The sequence below is a fragment of the Agrobacterium sp. CCNWLW32 genome, from assembly GCF_037083425.1.
Classification (GTDB): Bacteria; Pseudomonadota; Alphaproteobacteria; order Rhizobiales; family Rhizobiaceae; genus Agrobacterium; species Agrobacterium radiobacter.
Window position 1 is genome coordinate 17117 of the sequence record NZ_JBAOJM010000003.1, and the last position, 14799, is coordinate 31915.

Annotated in this window: 13 protein-coding genes; 8 read left to right on the forward strand and 5 right to left on the reverse strand. The window is 60.0% G+C overall.

What is annotated here, in order from left to right; translation table 11 throughout:
- Positions 1 to 275: 275 nt before the first annotated feature.
- On the forward strand, positions 276 to 905 hold the full coding sequence (locus tag V6R85_RS07380; RefSeq protein ID WP_003503951.1) for an outer membrane protein: 630 nt from the start codon (positions 276 to 278) through the stop codon (positions 903 to 905).
- Positions 906 to 1029: 124 nt separating this feature from the next.
- Here V6R85_RS07380 and V6R85_RS07385 read toward each other — a convergent pair whose 3' ends face one another.
- Both V6R85_RS07385 and V6R85_RS07390 read right to left on the reverse strand, forming a co-directional pair.
- Positions 1030 to 1419: a hypothetical protein gene (locus tag V6R85_RS07385; protein ID WP_111834179.1), complete on the reverse strand. Its 390-nt coding sequence runs from the start codon at positions 1417 to 1419 to the stop codon at positions 1030 to 1032.
- 138 nt (positions 1420 to 1557) lie between these two features.
- Positions 1558 to 1989 carry a MarR family winged helix-turn-helix transcriptional regulator gene (locus V6R85_RS07390; protein WP_003503954.1) on the reverse strand — a complete coding sequence of 144 codons (432 nt, stop codon included), beginning with the start codon at positions 1987 to 1989 and terminating at the stop codon, positions 1558 to 1560.
- Between the two features lie 205 nt (positions 1990 to 2194).
- Between V6R85_RS07390 and graD the strand changes: the two genes are divergently transcribed.
- The 7 genes from graD (at position 2195) to V6R85_RS07425 (ending at position 8874) form a co-directional block, all read left to right on the forward strand.
- A complete protein-coding gene (graD, locus tag V6R85_RS07395; RefSeq protein WP_003503955.1) occupies positions 2195 to 2734 on the forward strand; it encodes an FADH(2)-dependent resorcinol hydroxylase reductase component in 540 nt (179 codons plus the stop codon).
- Positions 2735 to 2815: 81 nt separating this feature from the next.
- Entirely contained in the window at positions 2816 to 4045 is a 1230-nt protein-coding gene (gene graA, locus V6R85_RS07400; protein ID WP_107675988.1) for an FADH(2)-dependent resorcinol hydroxylase oxygenase component, read from the forward strand.
- A gap of 46 nt (positions 4046 to 4091) precedes the next feature.
- A complete protein-coding gene (gene tsdA / locus V6R85_RS07405; RefSeq protein WP_111834163.1) occupies positions 4092 to 5075 on the forward strand; it encodes a gamma-resorcylate decarboxylase in 984 nt (327 codons plus the stop codon).
- Between the two features lie 3 nt (positions 5076 to 5078).
- Positions 5079 to 6134, forward strand: coding sequence for a maleylacetate reductase (graC, locus tag V6R85_RS07410; RefSeq protein ID WP_111834164.1), 1056 nt, complete (start codon positions 5079 to 5081; stop codon positions 6132 to 6134).
- 12 nt (positions 6135 to 6146) lie between these two features.
- On the forward strand, positions 6147 to 7034 hold the full coding sequence (graB, locus tag V6R85_RS07415) for a hydroxyquinol 1,2-dioxygenase (protein ID WP_020810145.1): 888 nt from the start codon (positions 6147 to 6149) through the stop codon (positions 7032 to 7034).
- A complete protein-coding gene (locus V6R85_RS07420; protein WP_020011713.1) occupies positions 7031 to 7369 on the forward strand; it encodes a YciI family protein in 339 nt (112 codons plus the stop codon). Before graB ends, V6R85_RS07420 begins: the two co-directional genes overlap by 4 nt.
- A gap of 218 nt (positions 7370 to 7587) precedes the next feature.
- Positions 7588 to 8874: an MFS transporter gene (locus V6R85_RS07425; protein WP_162695501.1), complete on the forward strand. Its 1287-nt coding sequence runs from the start codon at positions 7588 to 7590 to the stop codon at positions 8872 to 8874.
- A 106-nt stretch (positions 8875 to 8980) separates the two neighbouring features.
- Here the strand turns inward: V6R85_RS07425 and V6R85_RS07430 are convergent, their stop codons facing one another.
- The 3 genes from V6R85_RS07430 to mprF form a co-directional block, all read right to left on the reverse strand.
- Positions 8981 to 10309, reverse strand: coding sequence for a telomere resolvase (locus V6R85_RS07430; protein ID WP_111794756.1), 1329 nt, complete (start codon positions 10307 to 10309; stop codon positions 8981 to 8983).
- A gap of 297 nt (positions 10310 to 10606) precedes the next feature.
- Complete coding sequence (locus V6R85_RS07435) at positions 10607 to 11977, reverse strand: virulence factor (protein ID WP_111834166.1); 1371 nt, start codon at positions 11975 to 11977, stop codon at positions 10607 to 10609.
- Positions 11974 to 14574 (reverse strand): bifunctional lysylphosphatidylglycerol flippase/synthetase MprF, encoded by a 2601-nt coding sequence (gene mprF / locus V6R85_RS07440; RefSeq protein WP_111834167.1) that lies wholly within the window; start codon positions 14572 to 14574, stop codon positions 11974 to 11976. Before mprF ends, V6R85_RS07435 begins: the two co-directional genes overlap by 4 nt.
- Between the last annotated feature and the right edge of the window lie 225 nt (positions 14575 to 14799).

Consider the following 14799-nt stretch of genomic DNA (forward strand, 5'->3'; position numbering starts at 1 on the left):
CGAGTGCCCGAACGAGCTCCGATGACGAAATTACTTGCGATTTGGTTAAGGAAACTCCTCTAACTTGTTTAAATAAATAAATTATTTTGAATAATGCGCGCTCCATGCAATGCAAGCGCAATTCTCGCGGGGAAAATCCCCTTATCTGCTGAACGCATCCGCACGTCATGTCGGCCGGCGCAGCAGACAAACGGGAGCCGGTTTCCGGTTCTTCAACGCGAACTGAAACTTGGCTGCGCCGGAAGAAGGCGCATCGGTTTCGTCTGGAGTTATTCATGTCGATCATCAAGAAATCGCTTGTCGCCGCGACCGTCGCTGTTGCGGTTGCAGGCAATGCCTATTCCGCCGATCTTACGAACTATAATACGCAGCAGTCCTTCGATTATGGCAGTCAGCCGGCCTTCTCCTGGGGCGGGGCCTATGTCGGTGTGCATGGTGGCGTCGCTTCCCCGAAATTCAACCCATTGGCCAGCGGCCGCGGCCTGACGGGCGGTGTTCAGGCCGGTTATAACTTCCAGTTCGGTTCGGGCGTGGTCGGCGCGGAACTCGAAGGTTCCTATCTCGGAAATGAGGCGCGTGTGCCCAACGGCCGGTTGCGGGAGCGTTTCCGCGGCGCGGCCAAGATGAAGGCCGGCGTGGCGCTTGACCAGACGCTCATTTACGGCACTGCCGGCCTGACCACGACGAAGTTCAAGGACGGCAATGGCGTGACGGGTCCCGATGGCTGGAAACAGGGCTATCTGGTCGGGGCAGGCGTCGAACAGAGCTTCGGCGGCGGCCTGTCGGCAAAGTTTGAATATAATTATGTGAGCACAGGAAATGTGGCCACGACGACTTCAAGCGGCAGGTCGAAGACCGATGTCAGCGATCATGTCATCAAGGCCGGCCTGAACTATCGTTTCTGATCGGCCCGCCCCATGACAGGCCCAGGGAGAATTTTCAAAAGAAACCCGCCGCTTTCAGCGTGAAGGCGGCGGTAGAATAGCATGGACCGCAAAACATGCGGCGCCGGATGAAATCCGGAAATGATCATTCGCATTCAAGCGAAGGCTGCCGGAAGCTTGTTACGTACCACTCGTTGCCGGAACCGCGCGTATAGAACGTATAATAGCAATCGATGCGTTCAACATAACCTGGCGTTTCCGACACTTCATATCGCTCGCCGCGCCGGGTTGTCCGCACCTCGCCACTCGAAGACCCGGCAACGACCTGTGTCTTTTTCTTCCGCCATTGGAAGGCCTGCTGGCCGGGACCCAGGCTGTAAATATTGTCCGGCGGCCCATAGTCCAGCATCACGCTGGTAATCGGCGCGCCGATATAGGTTTTCATGACGGTCGAGGCGCAGGCCGTGAGCAGCATGGACGCGCCGGCGATAAGGATGATTGCTGTCGGGACTGTGAGTGATGCTCTGCTGGACATGGAAATTCCTTTCAGCTGCGGGGACATACCGCAGGGATAGGAACAGCTTGTTGCAAGTACATTGCACGGGAAGATCGTCGGGCGAGCCGTGACTGCCGATCGGTTTCAGCTGATGAGCTAGTTCGCCGGCTATCTGTGTCAGAGGCCGGCGATGTTGCGGCCGATATGGCGCAGGATGCTTTTGAAAAGTTTTGCCTCGGTGGGATCGAGACCTTCGATGGCGGTTTTTTCGAACATGGCGGCGATAGGCATGAGTTCATCGGCCAGTTCCTCACCCTTCGGGGTGAGGGTGATGCGCACGATGCGGGCATTGTCGAGAGGCCGTTCACGGCTGACGAGGTTACGCCGGACCATGAGCCCAACGAGCCGGGACAGTGTGGAAATTTCCACAGACACCATGTCCGAAAGCTCGGTCAGCGTCTTGCTCTCCTGCTGCCGCAGCGTCGCCAGCACGCGGTACATCGGCAGGGTGATGTCATAGGAGGCCAGTCTCACGGAAAAGCGCTCGCCAAGCCGAACGCCCACCCAGTTGAGCAGGTAGGGTACCGAGTCGGTGAATTGATAAGACACGAGCAAATCCCCGTTTGAGAACCATTTGCGCAAATGCTGATGTGCGCCTATCGGCTGTACCGGCACAATCCATCCGTTTCAATAGCTTCGCCCCACAAGACGGGGAATGCGAGGTCCTCGCTCGCTCAATAAATGACGAAAAACATTTGCATTGACAAATGTTGCAAACGCAAATAAATAGGAACGCAGGATTTGGGAGGATCTCATGACATCAGCATTGTTTGGCCTGAGCGGCCTTGCACCCGAAGGCGTCGGCCAGAATTTTCGTTCGACGATGCGCCGTTTTCCAGCCACCGTCACCGTCATTACGGCGTGTGCTTCGGGTGATCAGCGCGACCACGGCATGACGGTGACGGCTGTCACTTCAGTCTCGATGGAGCCGCCGTCTCTGCTGGTTTGCCTGAACAATCGCACCCTGCTGCATGAATTGCTGCTGTGCCGGCCTGATTTCATCGTCAATGTGCTGACGCAGGACCAGATGGCCCTGTCGGATGCCTTTAGCGGCAAGGTGCCGCCGGAAGAGCGTTTCCGCGACGGTCAATGGCAGCGCCATGACAATGGCGTTCTCTATCTGCCGACGGCCCATGCCGCCATCGCCTGCCGTCGGGTTGCTGCCATGCCCTATGGAACCCATACCGTCTTTATCGGCCAGGTGGTTTCGGCCGATGTCAGCGAGACGACGCGGCCGCTGCTTTACGAAAACGCCCAATATTGCGCCGCAAGCCCCGCGAGCCTGCCCGCCTGATCATTACCGCTCAGACAATTCCGGCGGGATAACCGCCGGCCAGCAACGTCCGGCCCCAGTAACGTCCGGAAGGAGACAATCATGAACGATATGAGCCATGCGCCGCTGCCGGCGCAAACGACCCCGCGTGTCCGCCTCGCAAGCCGCGTCGCCGGCATAGCCGATCTTTTCCGGATGAGCGCCAGACAGACGGAGGAGGCCCGGCGTGTTCCCGCAAGCCATATCGAGGCGCTGCGCGGCATTGGATATTTCGATATCGTCAAGCCTCGCGCTTTCGGCGGCAAGGGTGGAGATTTCGCCGAACTGGTCGAGGCTAATATCGAGCTTTCGGCCGCCTGTGCGTCGACCGGTTGGGTCGCCGGCCTGCTGTCGGCCCATCAATGGCTGCTGGCGATGTTTCCGGAAGAGGCGCAGGCCGATGTCTGGGGTGAAAACCCCGATGCGCTTCTGTGCGGTTCCTATGCGCCGGTGAAGATGGCAGAGCTCGCCGATGGCGGTTACCGCCTGAGCGGCAAATGGGCCTTCGCCTCCGGCTGCGAAAACGCACAATGGTCGCTCTGCGCCGCCATACTGCCGCCGCGGGGTGAAGGAAAACCGGTTCCGGCCTTCCTGCTCGTTCCTGCCGGGCAATATGTGGTTGAAGACACCTGGCATGTGGTGGGCCTGGCCGGCACGGGTTCCAAGACGCTCGTTCTCGATGATGTCTTTATTCCCGAACACCGGGTTCTGACCTTTCCCGACGCCACCAGCGGAAAGACGCCCGGCGGGCATTATTATGCGGAGGAAGGCCTGTTCAACATGCCGCTTCTGACCGGCATTCCCTCCTGTCTCGCGGCGGCTGGCGTCGGCGCGGCCAAGGGTGCGCTTGCCGCCTATGTAGATCATGTCGGCGGCCGGGTCACACGCGGCGCGGTGGCGGGCGGCAACAATCGCATGGCCGAATTCCCGACCATCCAGCTGCGCGTTGCGGAAGCTGCGGCGAGCGTCGATGCGGCCTGCGAAATCCTGCTGCGCGATGTTGCCCGGGCACAGGCACTGGCGCAGGCCCGTGTCGAAGGTCGGGCGGAATTTACGGTGGATGACCGGCTTCTCAGCCGTCGCGGCCAGTCCTTTGCGGTGTCTCTGGCACTGCGCGCCGTACAGGCGCTCAACGATTCCACCGGCGGCGTCGGGCTCGATCTTTCCAACCCCGTGCAGCGGGCGTGGCGGGATGCGAATGCGGTCGGTCGCCACATCAGCATGAACTGGGATGCCGTGGGTACGATGATCGGCCAGAGCATGCTCGGGCTGGAACCCAAGGGTCAATATTGATCGCCTCTCGGGCGGCACATCACACAGTGAATTCGGAGGAAACTACATGCAAGGCAAGGTCGCTCTCGAGGAGCATTTCGCAATCCCGGAAACACTTCAGGATTCGGCCGGTTTCGTGCCCGGCGACTACTGGAAGGAATTGCAGCATCGCCTGCTCGACATTCAGGATACGCGCTTGAAGCTGATGGATGCGCACGGCATCGAAACCATGATCCTGTCGCTCAATGCGCCGGCGGTGCAGGCTATTCCTGACAGGAAGAAGGCAATCGAAATCGCGCGACGGGCGAATGACTTTCTCGCCGAAGAATGCGCCAAGCGGCCGGATCGCTTCCTTGCCTTCGCAGCATTGCCTTTGCAGGACCCCGATGCGGCAACCGAGGAATTGCAGCGCTGCGTCAACGATCTCGGCTTCGTCGGCGCGCTCGTCAACGGCTTCAGCCAGGAGGGCGATGGCCAGACGCCGCTTTATTACGATCTGCCACAATATCGCCCGTTCTGGGGTGAAGTCGAAAAGCTCGACGTGCCTTTCTACCTGCATCCGCGCAATCCGCTGCCGCAGGATTCGCGCATCTATGACGGCCATCCCTGGCTGCTCGGCCCCACCTGGGCTTTCGCGCAGGAAACGGCGGTCCATGCGCTGCGTCTCATGGCCTCAGGCCTGTTTGACGAATATCCGCGCCTCAACATCATTCTCGGCCATATGGGCGAAGGCCTGCCTTACATGATGTGGCGCATCGACCATCGTAATGCCTGGGTGAAGCTGCCGCCGCGTTATCCGGCCAAGCGTCGTTTCGTGGATTATTTCAACGAGAATTTCCACATCACCACCTCTGGTAATTTCCGCACCCAGACGCTGATCGACGCCATTCTGGAAATCGGTGCGGATCGCATCCTGTTTTCCACCGACTGGCCCTTCGAGAATATCGACCACGCCTCCGACTGGTTTAATGCGACCACCATTGCCGAGGCCGACCGGGTGAAGATCGGCCGCACCAATGCGCGCCGCCTGTTCAAGCTCGGCGGACACTGAACCATGCAGTCGTTCGTCTATGCGGCCGCTCCCGCCCGTATCGTTTTCGGCACGGGCAGCTCGGCGGGCTTGGTGGAGGAAATCCGCCGCCTTGGCCTGTCGCGGGCACTGGTGCTTTCCACGCCGCAGCAGAAGGGCGACGCGGAGGCGCTTGCGGCCCGGCTCGGCCGGCTTGCTGCCGGTGTCTTCGGCGATGCAACCATGCATACGCCGGTCGAGGTGACGAAAAACGCGGTCGAAGCCTATCGCACCGCCGGTGCGGATTGCGTCGTGGCGCTCGGCGGCGGTTCCACCACCGGCCTCGGCAAGGCCATTGCGCTGCGCACCGATACGGCGCAGATCGTCATTCCGACCACCTATGCCGGTTCCGAGGTGACGCCCATTCTCGGCCAGACGGAAAACGGGGTGAAGACCACCATGCGCGGGCCGGAAATCCTGCCGGAGGTGGTGATTTACGATGCGGAACTGACGCTTGGGCTGCCTGTCGCCATCAGCATGACGAGCGGCCTCAACGCCATGGCCCATGCGGCGGAGGCGCTCTACGCGCGGGATCGCAATCCCATCGCCAGCCTGATGGCGGTCGAGGGGCTGCGGGCGATGATCGAGGCCCTTCCCGGCGTGAAGGCCGAGCCGCGGGATATCAAGGCGCGCGAAACCACGCTTTATGGTGCGTGGCTGTGCGGTTCGGTGCTTGGCGCCGTCGGCATGTCGCTGCATCACAAGCTTTGTCACACGCTGGGCGGCAGTCTCGATCTGCCGCATGCGGAAACCCATGCGGTGCTTCTGCCACACACCATCGCCTATGTGGAACAGGCGGTGCCGGATCTGCTCGCACCGCTCGCCGCTCTTGTCGGCGGCAGGGCAGGGGCCGGGCTCTATGATTTTGCCGCCCGGCTTGGCGCGCCGGCAAGCCTTGCGGCTCTTGGGGTCCGGTCGGACGATCTCGACCCCATGGCAGCGCTGGCGACTGCCAATCCTTACTGGTGCCCGCGGCCAATCGAAAAAACTGCGATCCGCGACCTTTTGCAACGCGCCTTCGAGGGCGCGCGGCCGGAGTGATGGGAGGAGACGATGGATATGAAGATGAGCAATGATGACGGCTATTTCGTCGAGGAACGTTCGGCTGAAACCGTGATTGCGCGGATGCGCGACTGTGACGATCCGCGTCTGAAGGAAATCATGGCGGTGGTGACGCGCAAGCTGCACGAGGCGGTGAAGGAAATCGAACCGACCGAGGAGGAGTGGATGAAGGCCATTCATTTCCTCACCGAGGTCGGCCAGATCTGCAATGAATGGCGGCAGGAATGGATCCTGTTTTCCGATATTCTCGGCGTCTCCATGCTGGTCGACGCCATCAACCATCGCAAACCGAGCGGCGCGTCGGAATCGACCGTTCTCGGCCCCTTCCATGTCGCAGATGCGCCGGAAATGCCGATGGGTGCGAATATCTGCCTCGATGGCAAGGGTGAGGATATGGTGGTCACCGGCCGCATTCTCGATACCGAGGGAGCGCCGGTCGCCGGCGCGCGTATCGATGTCTGGCAGGCCAATGACGAAGGTTTTTATGACGTGCAGCAGAAGGGCATCCAGCCCGATTTCAACCTTCGCGGCGTCTTCATCACCGGCGAGGACGGGCGCTACTGGTTCCGGGCCGCCAAGCCGAAATATTATCCGATCCCCGATGACGGTCCGGTTGGGCAGTTGCTGCGCGCCATGGGGCGGCATCCCTACCGGCCGGCGCATCTGCACTATATCGTTTCGGCGGAAGGCTTTACCACGCTCGTCACCCATATCTTCGATCCCGACGATCCCTATATCCGTTCGGATGCGGTCTTCGGCGTAAAAGAAAGTCTGCTCGCCGATTTCCAGCGGGTGGAGGATGCGCAGAAGGCGCGGGATCTGGGTTTCATCGGCGACTGGTTCTGGTCGGTGAACCACGATTTCGTGCTCGCCCGATGAGAGGCGGGAGCGACCGAACCCGGCTTTACGTGCGTTTCGCCGAAAGCGATCCCGCTGCGGCCGTGCAACGGGCGGCGCAGATAGAGGCTCACAAGGCCCATCTGCGCAATGGCGAGGCGATGGCGGAAGGGTTCAAGATTCTTGTGTCCGGTCCGATGAGTGCGGTTGCCGACGGCCCATCCGCCGCTCTCATTATCGCGCAGGCGCGCTCGATCGAAGACGTCATCGCCTTCAGCGATGCCGATCCATTCGTCATTCACGGTGTTTATAACCGCATTCATATTTTGAGCTGGACGCCGACGCTGTCGACGATTTCCGGGCTGGGGCCCGGCTGAATTTCGTCGGCGCGATGCGCCTGGCATTTGTTAATATTTCATTTGCAATTTTTGCAAATGCAACATTTAATCGAAGGCGGGTGATGCTGGCGATATGTGCTTGACAGGAGCAGGACACATATCAGTGTGGAGCGCGCCGGGCACTCACGGAGGATATCGCAGGAACGGGAGACGCTTATCCATACCGGATGGCGCGTTCATGCGTGAAAGGGAGGAACATGTCCACGAATTATCTGAGCGCCGCGTCAGCGCGGACGAAGAACCCGGCCGGCGTTATCGCGACATGCGGCCTGATGATCATGTTTGACGGTTACGATCTGGTCGTTTACGGCGCCGTCGCACCGGCACTCTTGAAAGAAAGCGCATGGGCGCTCAATCCCGCCATGGTCGGGCGCGCCGCCGCGCTGACGCTGGTGGGCATGCTGCTGGGGGCGCTATTTGCCGGCACCATGGCCGACCGCATCGGCCGCCGCAAAGTGGTTCTTCTCAGCCTCGCCGGCTTTTCGGCGATGATGATCGCCTCGGCCATGACGCCGAATTTTCTCGCCTTCGAAATCACGCGCTTCTTCGCCGGTCTCGGGCTTGGCGCGCTTTTGCCGACGGTCACCGCGCTGGTGCTGGAATTTTCGCCGCCGCATCGCAGGGCGCAGGCCAATTCCCTGTCGTTCCTCGGTTATCTTATCGGCGGCATCATTTCCGGCGTCATGGGCATCCTTCTTCTGGAGACCTATGGCTGGCGGCCCTTGATGCTGATCGGCGGCCTGCCGCTTATTCTTCTGCCTATCTTCATGCGGTTCCTGCCGGAATCGCCCGAATGGCTGGCAAGCAAGGGGCGGCAGGCGGAGGCTGACGGCATTTGCGACAGCTACGGTCTGCAACGCATCATGCCGCATGCGAAAATTCAAAAGGGCGGCGTCGGCGCGCTGTTCTCGGAAGGCCGGCTGCTCTCGACGCTGAATGCCTGGGGCATCCACTTCTGCTCGCTGCTTCTCACCTTCGGCATGGTCAACTGGCTGCCCACCATCATGAACAGGATGGGTTATGACATCAGTTCGGCGCTCAGCTTTTCCGTCATGCTCAATGTCGGGGCCGCGATCGGCATCCTCATCGGCGGGCGATTTGCTGACAAAGGCAACGTCAAGGTGGTCGTGGCGATCCTGTTTGCCATCGGCGCCGCCTCGATCTTTGCCCTGACGGTGAACAAGGGTCCGCTTCTTTATGCCTTCGTCGCCCTTGCGGGTGCGGGCACCATCGGCACGCAGATTCTCGCCAATGTTCTGGTGGGACGGCTTTACCCCGTCCATATTCGCGGTACGGGTCTCGGCTTTTCGCTGGCGGTCGGTCGGCTCGGCGGCATTGCCGGCCCGATGATCGGCGGCCTCGTGCTGCAGCGGGGTCTGGCGCCCGAGTGGAATTTCTACATTTTCGGGTCGGTCGCACTCGTGGGGCTGATGCTGACGGTGTTGACCCTGCTTTACCGCACCTCCGGTGACGCGCGGGTTTGATGAATGAAACGGCTGGCCGCGGAGGACTGAAATCCGCGGCCGGAGCATTTCCGGCAAAGCTGCGGAGCGGTTTTACGCCCGGAGAATACTAGAAAACTCTAACTCATCATGCCTTACGGGAAACCGGTGCGATCGTCGCCATCTGCTGCAACGTCCGTTCGTTCGTGCGTTTGGCCCGTGCCAGCGCATCGTCGCGATCTTCCGGCAGGGTGTAGGTCATATAGGAAAGCGAGGTTTCGAGGTCGTTATTGTTGTGTCCGAGAATGGCGGCGAAATAGCTGTTCTTGGTTACATGGGGCGGCGCGAAATTGTGAAAGGCCACCTCGGCATAGAGGTGCCGGAGGCCATAGGGCTTGGGAAGTTCTTCCTTCGGCCAGAGATCCTCGAACAGGTTAAAAACCGTGTCCCTGAGCAGCAGGCGGGTTTCCGATGAAAAATCATCGATCGACATGCCGTGCCACAATTTTCCCTGCCCGCTTTCGCGCAGGCGCTTATAGGCCGCCAGAATGGTTTCCGAGCGGGCAAGCACCGGGATTTCATAGGTCACCCCGAATTTCGTTCCCTCACCCTGCTTCGTCTTGGCCTGGCCGTTGAACAGGAGGCTCCATTTGGAAACGCCCTTGCCATAGGGGGCAGGTGAAAATTCCGCCTGGGTAAAGACCTCATAGGGGCGGCGTCCGGTCATGCCGATCAGGCCGATGCCGATCATCAGGGGATCGGCGGACAGGAGTTTATCGGCGCAGATCTTCAGAACCTGCCGGTAATTCTCGAAGGTGATCAGTGCGCCGTGCTTTCTGGCGATCTTCTCCATCTTCACCCGGCGTGCATCGTCATACATCGCGGCATCGCCGGTGGCGATCTTCAACATCGGGTGATCGTCGCCGAAGGCCTCGCGGATGGCGTTACGATATTTGGTGATATAGGAGATGATCGTGGTCTGGGCTCTGCCCTTCATGGTGCTGATTTCAGCATTCCACAGGGTCTGCATCTCGTCTTTCGTTCCCATGCCATTCATCGCCGAAATGAAATCCGCGATGCGCAGAAGAACGGTCGGCTTGCGGCCGGCGGTATTGAATTCCGCCCGCTCGATTTTTTCGACAATCGATGTCGCGACGCCGTTTTTCGGATAGTCGGCCCGTTCGATATAGGTTTTCAGCCGCTCGCGCAGCTTCTTCATGTTGCAGATGGCAAGCGGGGTGCTCTTTGCGCCGAATTCAGCCTTCAGGGCATAGCGGTATTTCATGATGTAGAGTTCGAGCGTCTTTTCGGTGCGGCCATTGTCGAAATGGTAGCGGACCTCGGCATCCCACAGATCACGGATTTTTCTGTTTCGCAGCGTCTCATCGCTTTTCATCGCCTCCCTGACCTCACCAACGAATTGATCGATGCGTTCGACGAGGACCGGTGTTTTTGTTTTTCGTTTTAAGGCGGGCATGCGGCGGCTCCCTGAACCGGTCGGGAAATATAAAATCCATCTTTGGCGATCAACAACAGCATGGTTGCGGGAATATGATGAACATTCGCCGCAGGCCGATTTCTTTTGAATAATAGTTTGACCGATTCCGCAAGCATGGCGGTGATTTAGGAAAATATGGGAAACGGTTTCCGAGCGGCGTCGCTCGCCCAGGAAGCTGGAAAATGCTGCCGGCTTCCATGGTTCATACCGGTAAAATCCAGCGGAATTATTCGCGCGGCTTCGGAATGTCTGCCAAGCCTGCCGCGATTGGCCGGCTTACTTCGGCAGTCGGGTCTTCAGCGCTGCCACGATCTTGTTGGCAAGCGCCTCGTAATCCTCGTCGAAATGATGGCCGCCTTCGATGCCGAGCGTTTCCACGCCCTTCGCCTTCAGGCCGGGGCAGGGGTCTTCATCCTCTTCCTCCGTGCCATAGATGCACTGCACCAGTCTCGGATCGATCTTGGCGATATCATCTACGGTCTTGCCGCCCTTGCCCTCTCCGGCAACGCCGAGCCAGCCCTGAACGGAAATTTCGAAATCCACTTCCGTGGACAGGCCCATGAGAGTGAGCTGCACGACATGTGATTTCGCCCGTTCCGGCAGGAGGTTATAGGTGGCGGGAATGATGTCGGCGCCGAAGGAATAGCCGATCAGCACGACGTTGCGAGCCTTCCATTCCTTGCGATAGGTGTCGATGATGCGTGCAAGGTCGCCCGCCACTTCCTGTGGCTGTTTTTCTTTCCAGAAATAACGCAGCGCATCGACGCCGATCACGGGAATACCCTGCTTCTGCAATGCGCCGCCCACTTCTTCATCAAGATCGCGCCAGCCGCCGTCGCCGGAATAGATCACCGCCATGGTGTCCATCACCGGGCTGGTTTCCAGAACCTTGATCGGCAGGCCGAGCGGGCTGTCGGTGTCGCCTGCGGCATCGACCTGATCGGACAGGGTCTGGGTCAGAACCTCGTCCGCCTTGTCATCCACATCCGTCACGTCGATATCGGGATGCAGCTTGACGAGCGCGTTGACGTGGTCGCGGCCCTTCTGGTCCGCAGCCGGCGTGAACAGCACGCTCACGGGGGCGGGCAGCGGGCCATCGGTCAGGCCATAGACCGTTTCGCCATCGGCTTTGTCCTTGGTGGCGGGGGTGCAGAGGATCTTTTCCAGCGGCAGGCCGGCCTTGGGGTCGACGGCTATGGCTTCCCTGATGGTCGAGACCGGGCTCTGCGCAATCATCGCCAGTGCCAGCGTTCCGCCCTTGCCGATGCCGGTGAGAATGGGCTGGCGATAGCTGCTGGTGCCGGCGGTGCGCTGGATCTGCTGCGACAGCGACTCGATGTCCGAGATCATATAGATGCATTCGTCTTCATCGGCCTCGAGCGCCTTCAGATATTCCCTGAAGTCGATGCCGACCACGGCGGCGCCTTTTTCCACGAGCGCCTTGGCGCGGGTCTCGTCGGCGCTCGTCCATCCGTCCGCGTCGGAAATCAGGAAGACGCTGGCGAGAATTTCGCCATCCGGCACCATGATGTGCTCGGCGGGGATCATGCCAGTCTCGTAAGCGGGCTTTTCCTCAGCAAAAACTGCGGTGGAGGCAAACAGGGCGGAGGCGGCAAGGACCGCTTTCAACATGCTGGATTTTCTCATTTTCCGATCACTCCTCGGACGCCGCCGCTAATCAGAACCGTCGCGTCCATCAGCGCCAGAGCGGCGTCTGCGCCGTTCTGCACGGCAAGGTAACGCGGTTCCCATTTCGGGTGGAACTTTGCCTTGAAGGCGCGAAGTCCCTTGAAGTTGTAGAAACGTTCGCCGTGTTCGAACAGCGTGCTGCCGATGCGGTCCCAGACGGGTGCCGCATCGCGCTTCGACATGCCGGACATCGGCGCCATGCCGAGATTGAAGCTCTCATAGCCGGCCTCGCGCAGATATTGCATGATGCTGACGAAGAGAAAATCCATCGAGCCGCGTGGCGCATCCGGCGAAAAACGCATGAGATCGACGGTGGCTTCCTTTTTCGTGGCGGTCACCATCAGATTGGCGAAAGCGGTGATCTTTCCATCCTTGCGCAGCACGGCGACGGGTTGCGACAGGATGTAATCCGGCTCGAAAGCGCCGAGCGAGAAGCGCTTTTCCCGGGTATTGTGGTGGGCGAGCCAGCCGTCGGAGACCTGTTTCAGCTCATCCATAATATCCGCCACCTGCGCTTGCTCGATCACCTCGAAGGTCAGTCCGTCGCGCGCGCCGCGGCTCAGCGACTGGCGAAGATTGGCGAGCTTGCCGCCCTTCAGCTCGAATGCGGTGAGATCGACCAGCGCCAGTTCGCCCAGCTTGAAGGCGCGCAGGCCCGCATCGGCGCAATGGGAGAGGAGGAAAGGTGAAATCTGATAGAAGGCGGCGCGTGCACCAGCAGCGCGGGCGGCTTCCACAAATTGCCAGACCAGATCCGGGAAATCATCCTCATCGCCGACCGGATCGGCAAACGCGATCCAGGAGCGGCCCTGAATGCCGTACATGATGAAGGCGTTGCCGCTTTCGGAAAACATCACATGCTTGTCGCCCATGCGCACCAGATTGGCGTCGGCCGCATCCTGTGTCATGACGATGCCGGTTGCGCTCGTGACGTCGTCGGCCTTGATGGCGTCCGGCCGGAAGGCTACCGGCCGCATCAGGCTGAAGATGGCGATGGTGGAGGAGGCAAGCACGAGGCCCAAAAGGGCGCGCAATCCGCGCGGCGCTTCTCCGGAGAATTCGAACTGCCACCATAATGTCTGGCTGTAATCCGTGTCGCGGTAAACGAAGAGCAGGATTGTCGCTGCGCCGGCAATGATGACGGCCATGGCGGCGAGCCAGCTTGGGCCCAGCGCCTGTTTCACCAGCGAGGCATGACGGTTGAAGCTGCGCATATTGACGGAAAGTGCCGCAATGAAGACGCCGAGAATGGCGGCTTCGAACACGGCAATGGCCTTGAGGAGGGAGAGAACCAGCGCCAGCGAGGCGGCGACCAGCGCAATCCACCAGGCGCCATCCAGCCGCTGCCCGAGGCCGCGCGAGGCGACGACAAGCACGAGGCCGAGAATGCTGGTCAGAAAATGCGCCGCCTCAACGATCGGCAGCGGCACGAAATTGGACAGGAAATCCAGATTGCTGTCGGGTGTCGGCGTCACGCTCGAGAAGATCAGCATGGTGCCGAGGATCATCGCGAAGGTCGATAACAGCGGCGGCGCGAGCCGCACGGCAAGCTGGCTGATATCGGAGACAACAGGCTTTGCCGCGAACTGCTTCATCTCCGAGACGAGCATGACCAGAATGGCCACCACCAGCGGCAGGACGTGATAGATCACGCGGTAGAGAACGAGGCTTCCGAGCAGCTGGTCGACGCTGATGGCGTTGCCAAGCCCCGCGACCATCACGGTTTCGAAGACGCCAAGACCGGCCGGTACATGGCTGAGGACGCCGAGGCCGACCGCGGTGGCGTAGATTGCAAAAAATGTCGGCCAGCCGAGATGCGTGTCGGGCAGGAGGACATAAAGCACGGAGGCGGAGGCGGCTATATCGAAGGCGGAGACGAGGAACTGGCGGGAAGAGGTTCGGCTGTCGGGGAGGCGCAGGCGCCATTTGCCGAGCCGGATCGCGTGCCCGTTACGCCCGACATAGGCCGCCACCGCGAGAACCGCGATGACGGCGAGCGCCGCACCTCTGAGGATGACGGCATCAACGCCGATAATGGCGGCGATGCGCGGCGCAACGATGAAGGTGGAGATGGCGCTGACCGAAAGCAGGCCAAGCCCGAAGGACAGTGTGACGAAGGCGATGACGCGGGCGATTTCGCCGGGCGACAGACCCAGCCGCGAATAGGCGCGAAAGCGGATGGCGCCACCGCTCAAGGGACCGAAACCGGCGGTATTGCCTATGGCATAGGCCGCAAAGGCTGTTGCCGCCATGGGCGGAAAGGGCAGCTTGCGGCCGATATATTCGATCGCATTGGCATCATAGAATATCAGCGCCAGAAAGCTGAGCGCGGTGAAAACGATGGCGAGCAGCACCGCCGAAGCCGAGGTCTGCGTCAGCGCATCGATGACGTCGTCATAACGGACTTCGGAGGTCAGGTGATAGATGGCGAAGGTCATCATCACGAAGACCAGCGTGATGGCAATCGCGGTCAGATAAGGACGGTTTCTGGCAAAAAAGCTTTCAACCGCGGATTCAGTAACATCGGTTTGTGTAATTTCGCTCTTGTCTGCCATTTACTTTGCCCAGCGCCCGTTCCTGTTGGCGAACCATAGGATTGTGTCGCTAATTCGTTTCTGTTGCGGAAATGTGATTAGCAGAAAAGCATGAAGTGTCGATGTGAAGTTTGTGTCCGATCATGCGCGAATTTCAACAAGTCTGGAGTGAGAAATGCAACTATGGAATGCATGGTTTGCGGGATTGTTCCGAAAGGCGGCAAATTGACCGTTGTGGTTGCTTGG

Excerpts from the sequence above, each read along its gene's own strand:
- V6R85_RS07380 (WP_003503951.1), top strand. The coding sequence starts at position 276 with ATGTCGATCATCAAGAAATCGCTTGTCGCCGCGACCGTCGCTGTTGCG.
- V6R85_RS07385 (WP_111834179.1), bottom strand. The coding sequence starts at position 1,419 with ATGTCCAGCAGAGCATCACTCACAGTCCCGACAGCAATCATCCTTATC.
- graD (WP_003503955.1), top strand. The coding sequence starts at position 2,195 with ATGACATCAGCATTGTTTGGCCTGAGCGGCCTTGCACCCGAAGGCGTC.
- graA (WP_107675988.1), top strand. The coding sequence starts at position 2,816 with ATGAACGATATGAGCCATGCGCCGCTGCCGGCGCAAACGACCCCGCGT.
- tsdA (WP_111834163.1), top strand. The coding sequence starts at position 4,092 with ATGCAAGGCAAGGTCGCTCTCGAGGAGCATTTCGCAATCCCGGAAACA.
- graC (WP_111834164.1), top strand. The coding sequence starts at position 5,079 with ATGCAGTCGTTCGTCTATGCGGCCGCTCCCGCCCGTATCGTTTTCGGC.
- graB (WP_020810145.1), top strand. The coding sequence starts at position 6,147 with ATGGATATGAAGATGAGCAATGATGACGGCTATTTCGTCGAGGAACGT.
- V6R85_RS07420 (WP_020011713.1), top strand. The coding sequence starts at position 7,031 with ATGAGAGGCGGGAGCGACCGAACCCGGCTTTACGTGCGTTTCGCCGAA.
- V6R85_RS07425 (WP_162695501.1), top strand. The coding sequence starts at position 7,588 with ATGTCCACGAATTATCTGAGCGCCGCGTCAGCGCGGACGAAGAACCCG.
- V6R85_RS07430 (WP_111794756.1), bottom strand. The coding sequence starts at position 10,309 with ATGCCCGCCTTAAAACGAAAAACAAAAACACCGGTCCTCGTCGAACGC.
- V6R85_RS07435 (WP_111834166.1), bottom strand. The coding sequence starts at position 11,977 with ATGAGAAAATCCAGCATGTTGAAAGCGGTCCTTGCCGCCTCCGCCCTG.
- mprF (WP_111834167.1), bottom strand. The coding sequence starts at position 14,574 with ATGGCAGACAAGAGCGAAATTACACAAACCGATGTTACTGAATCCGCG.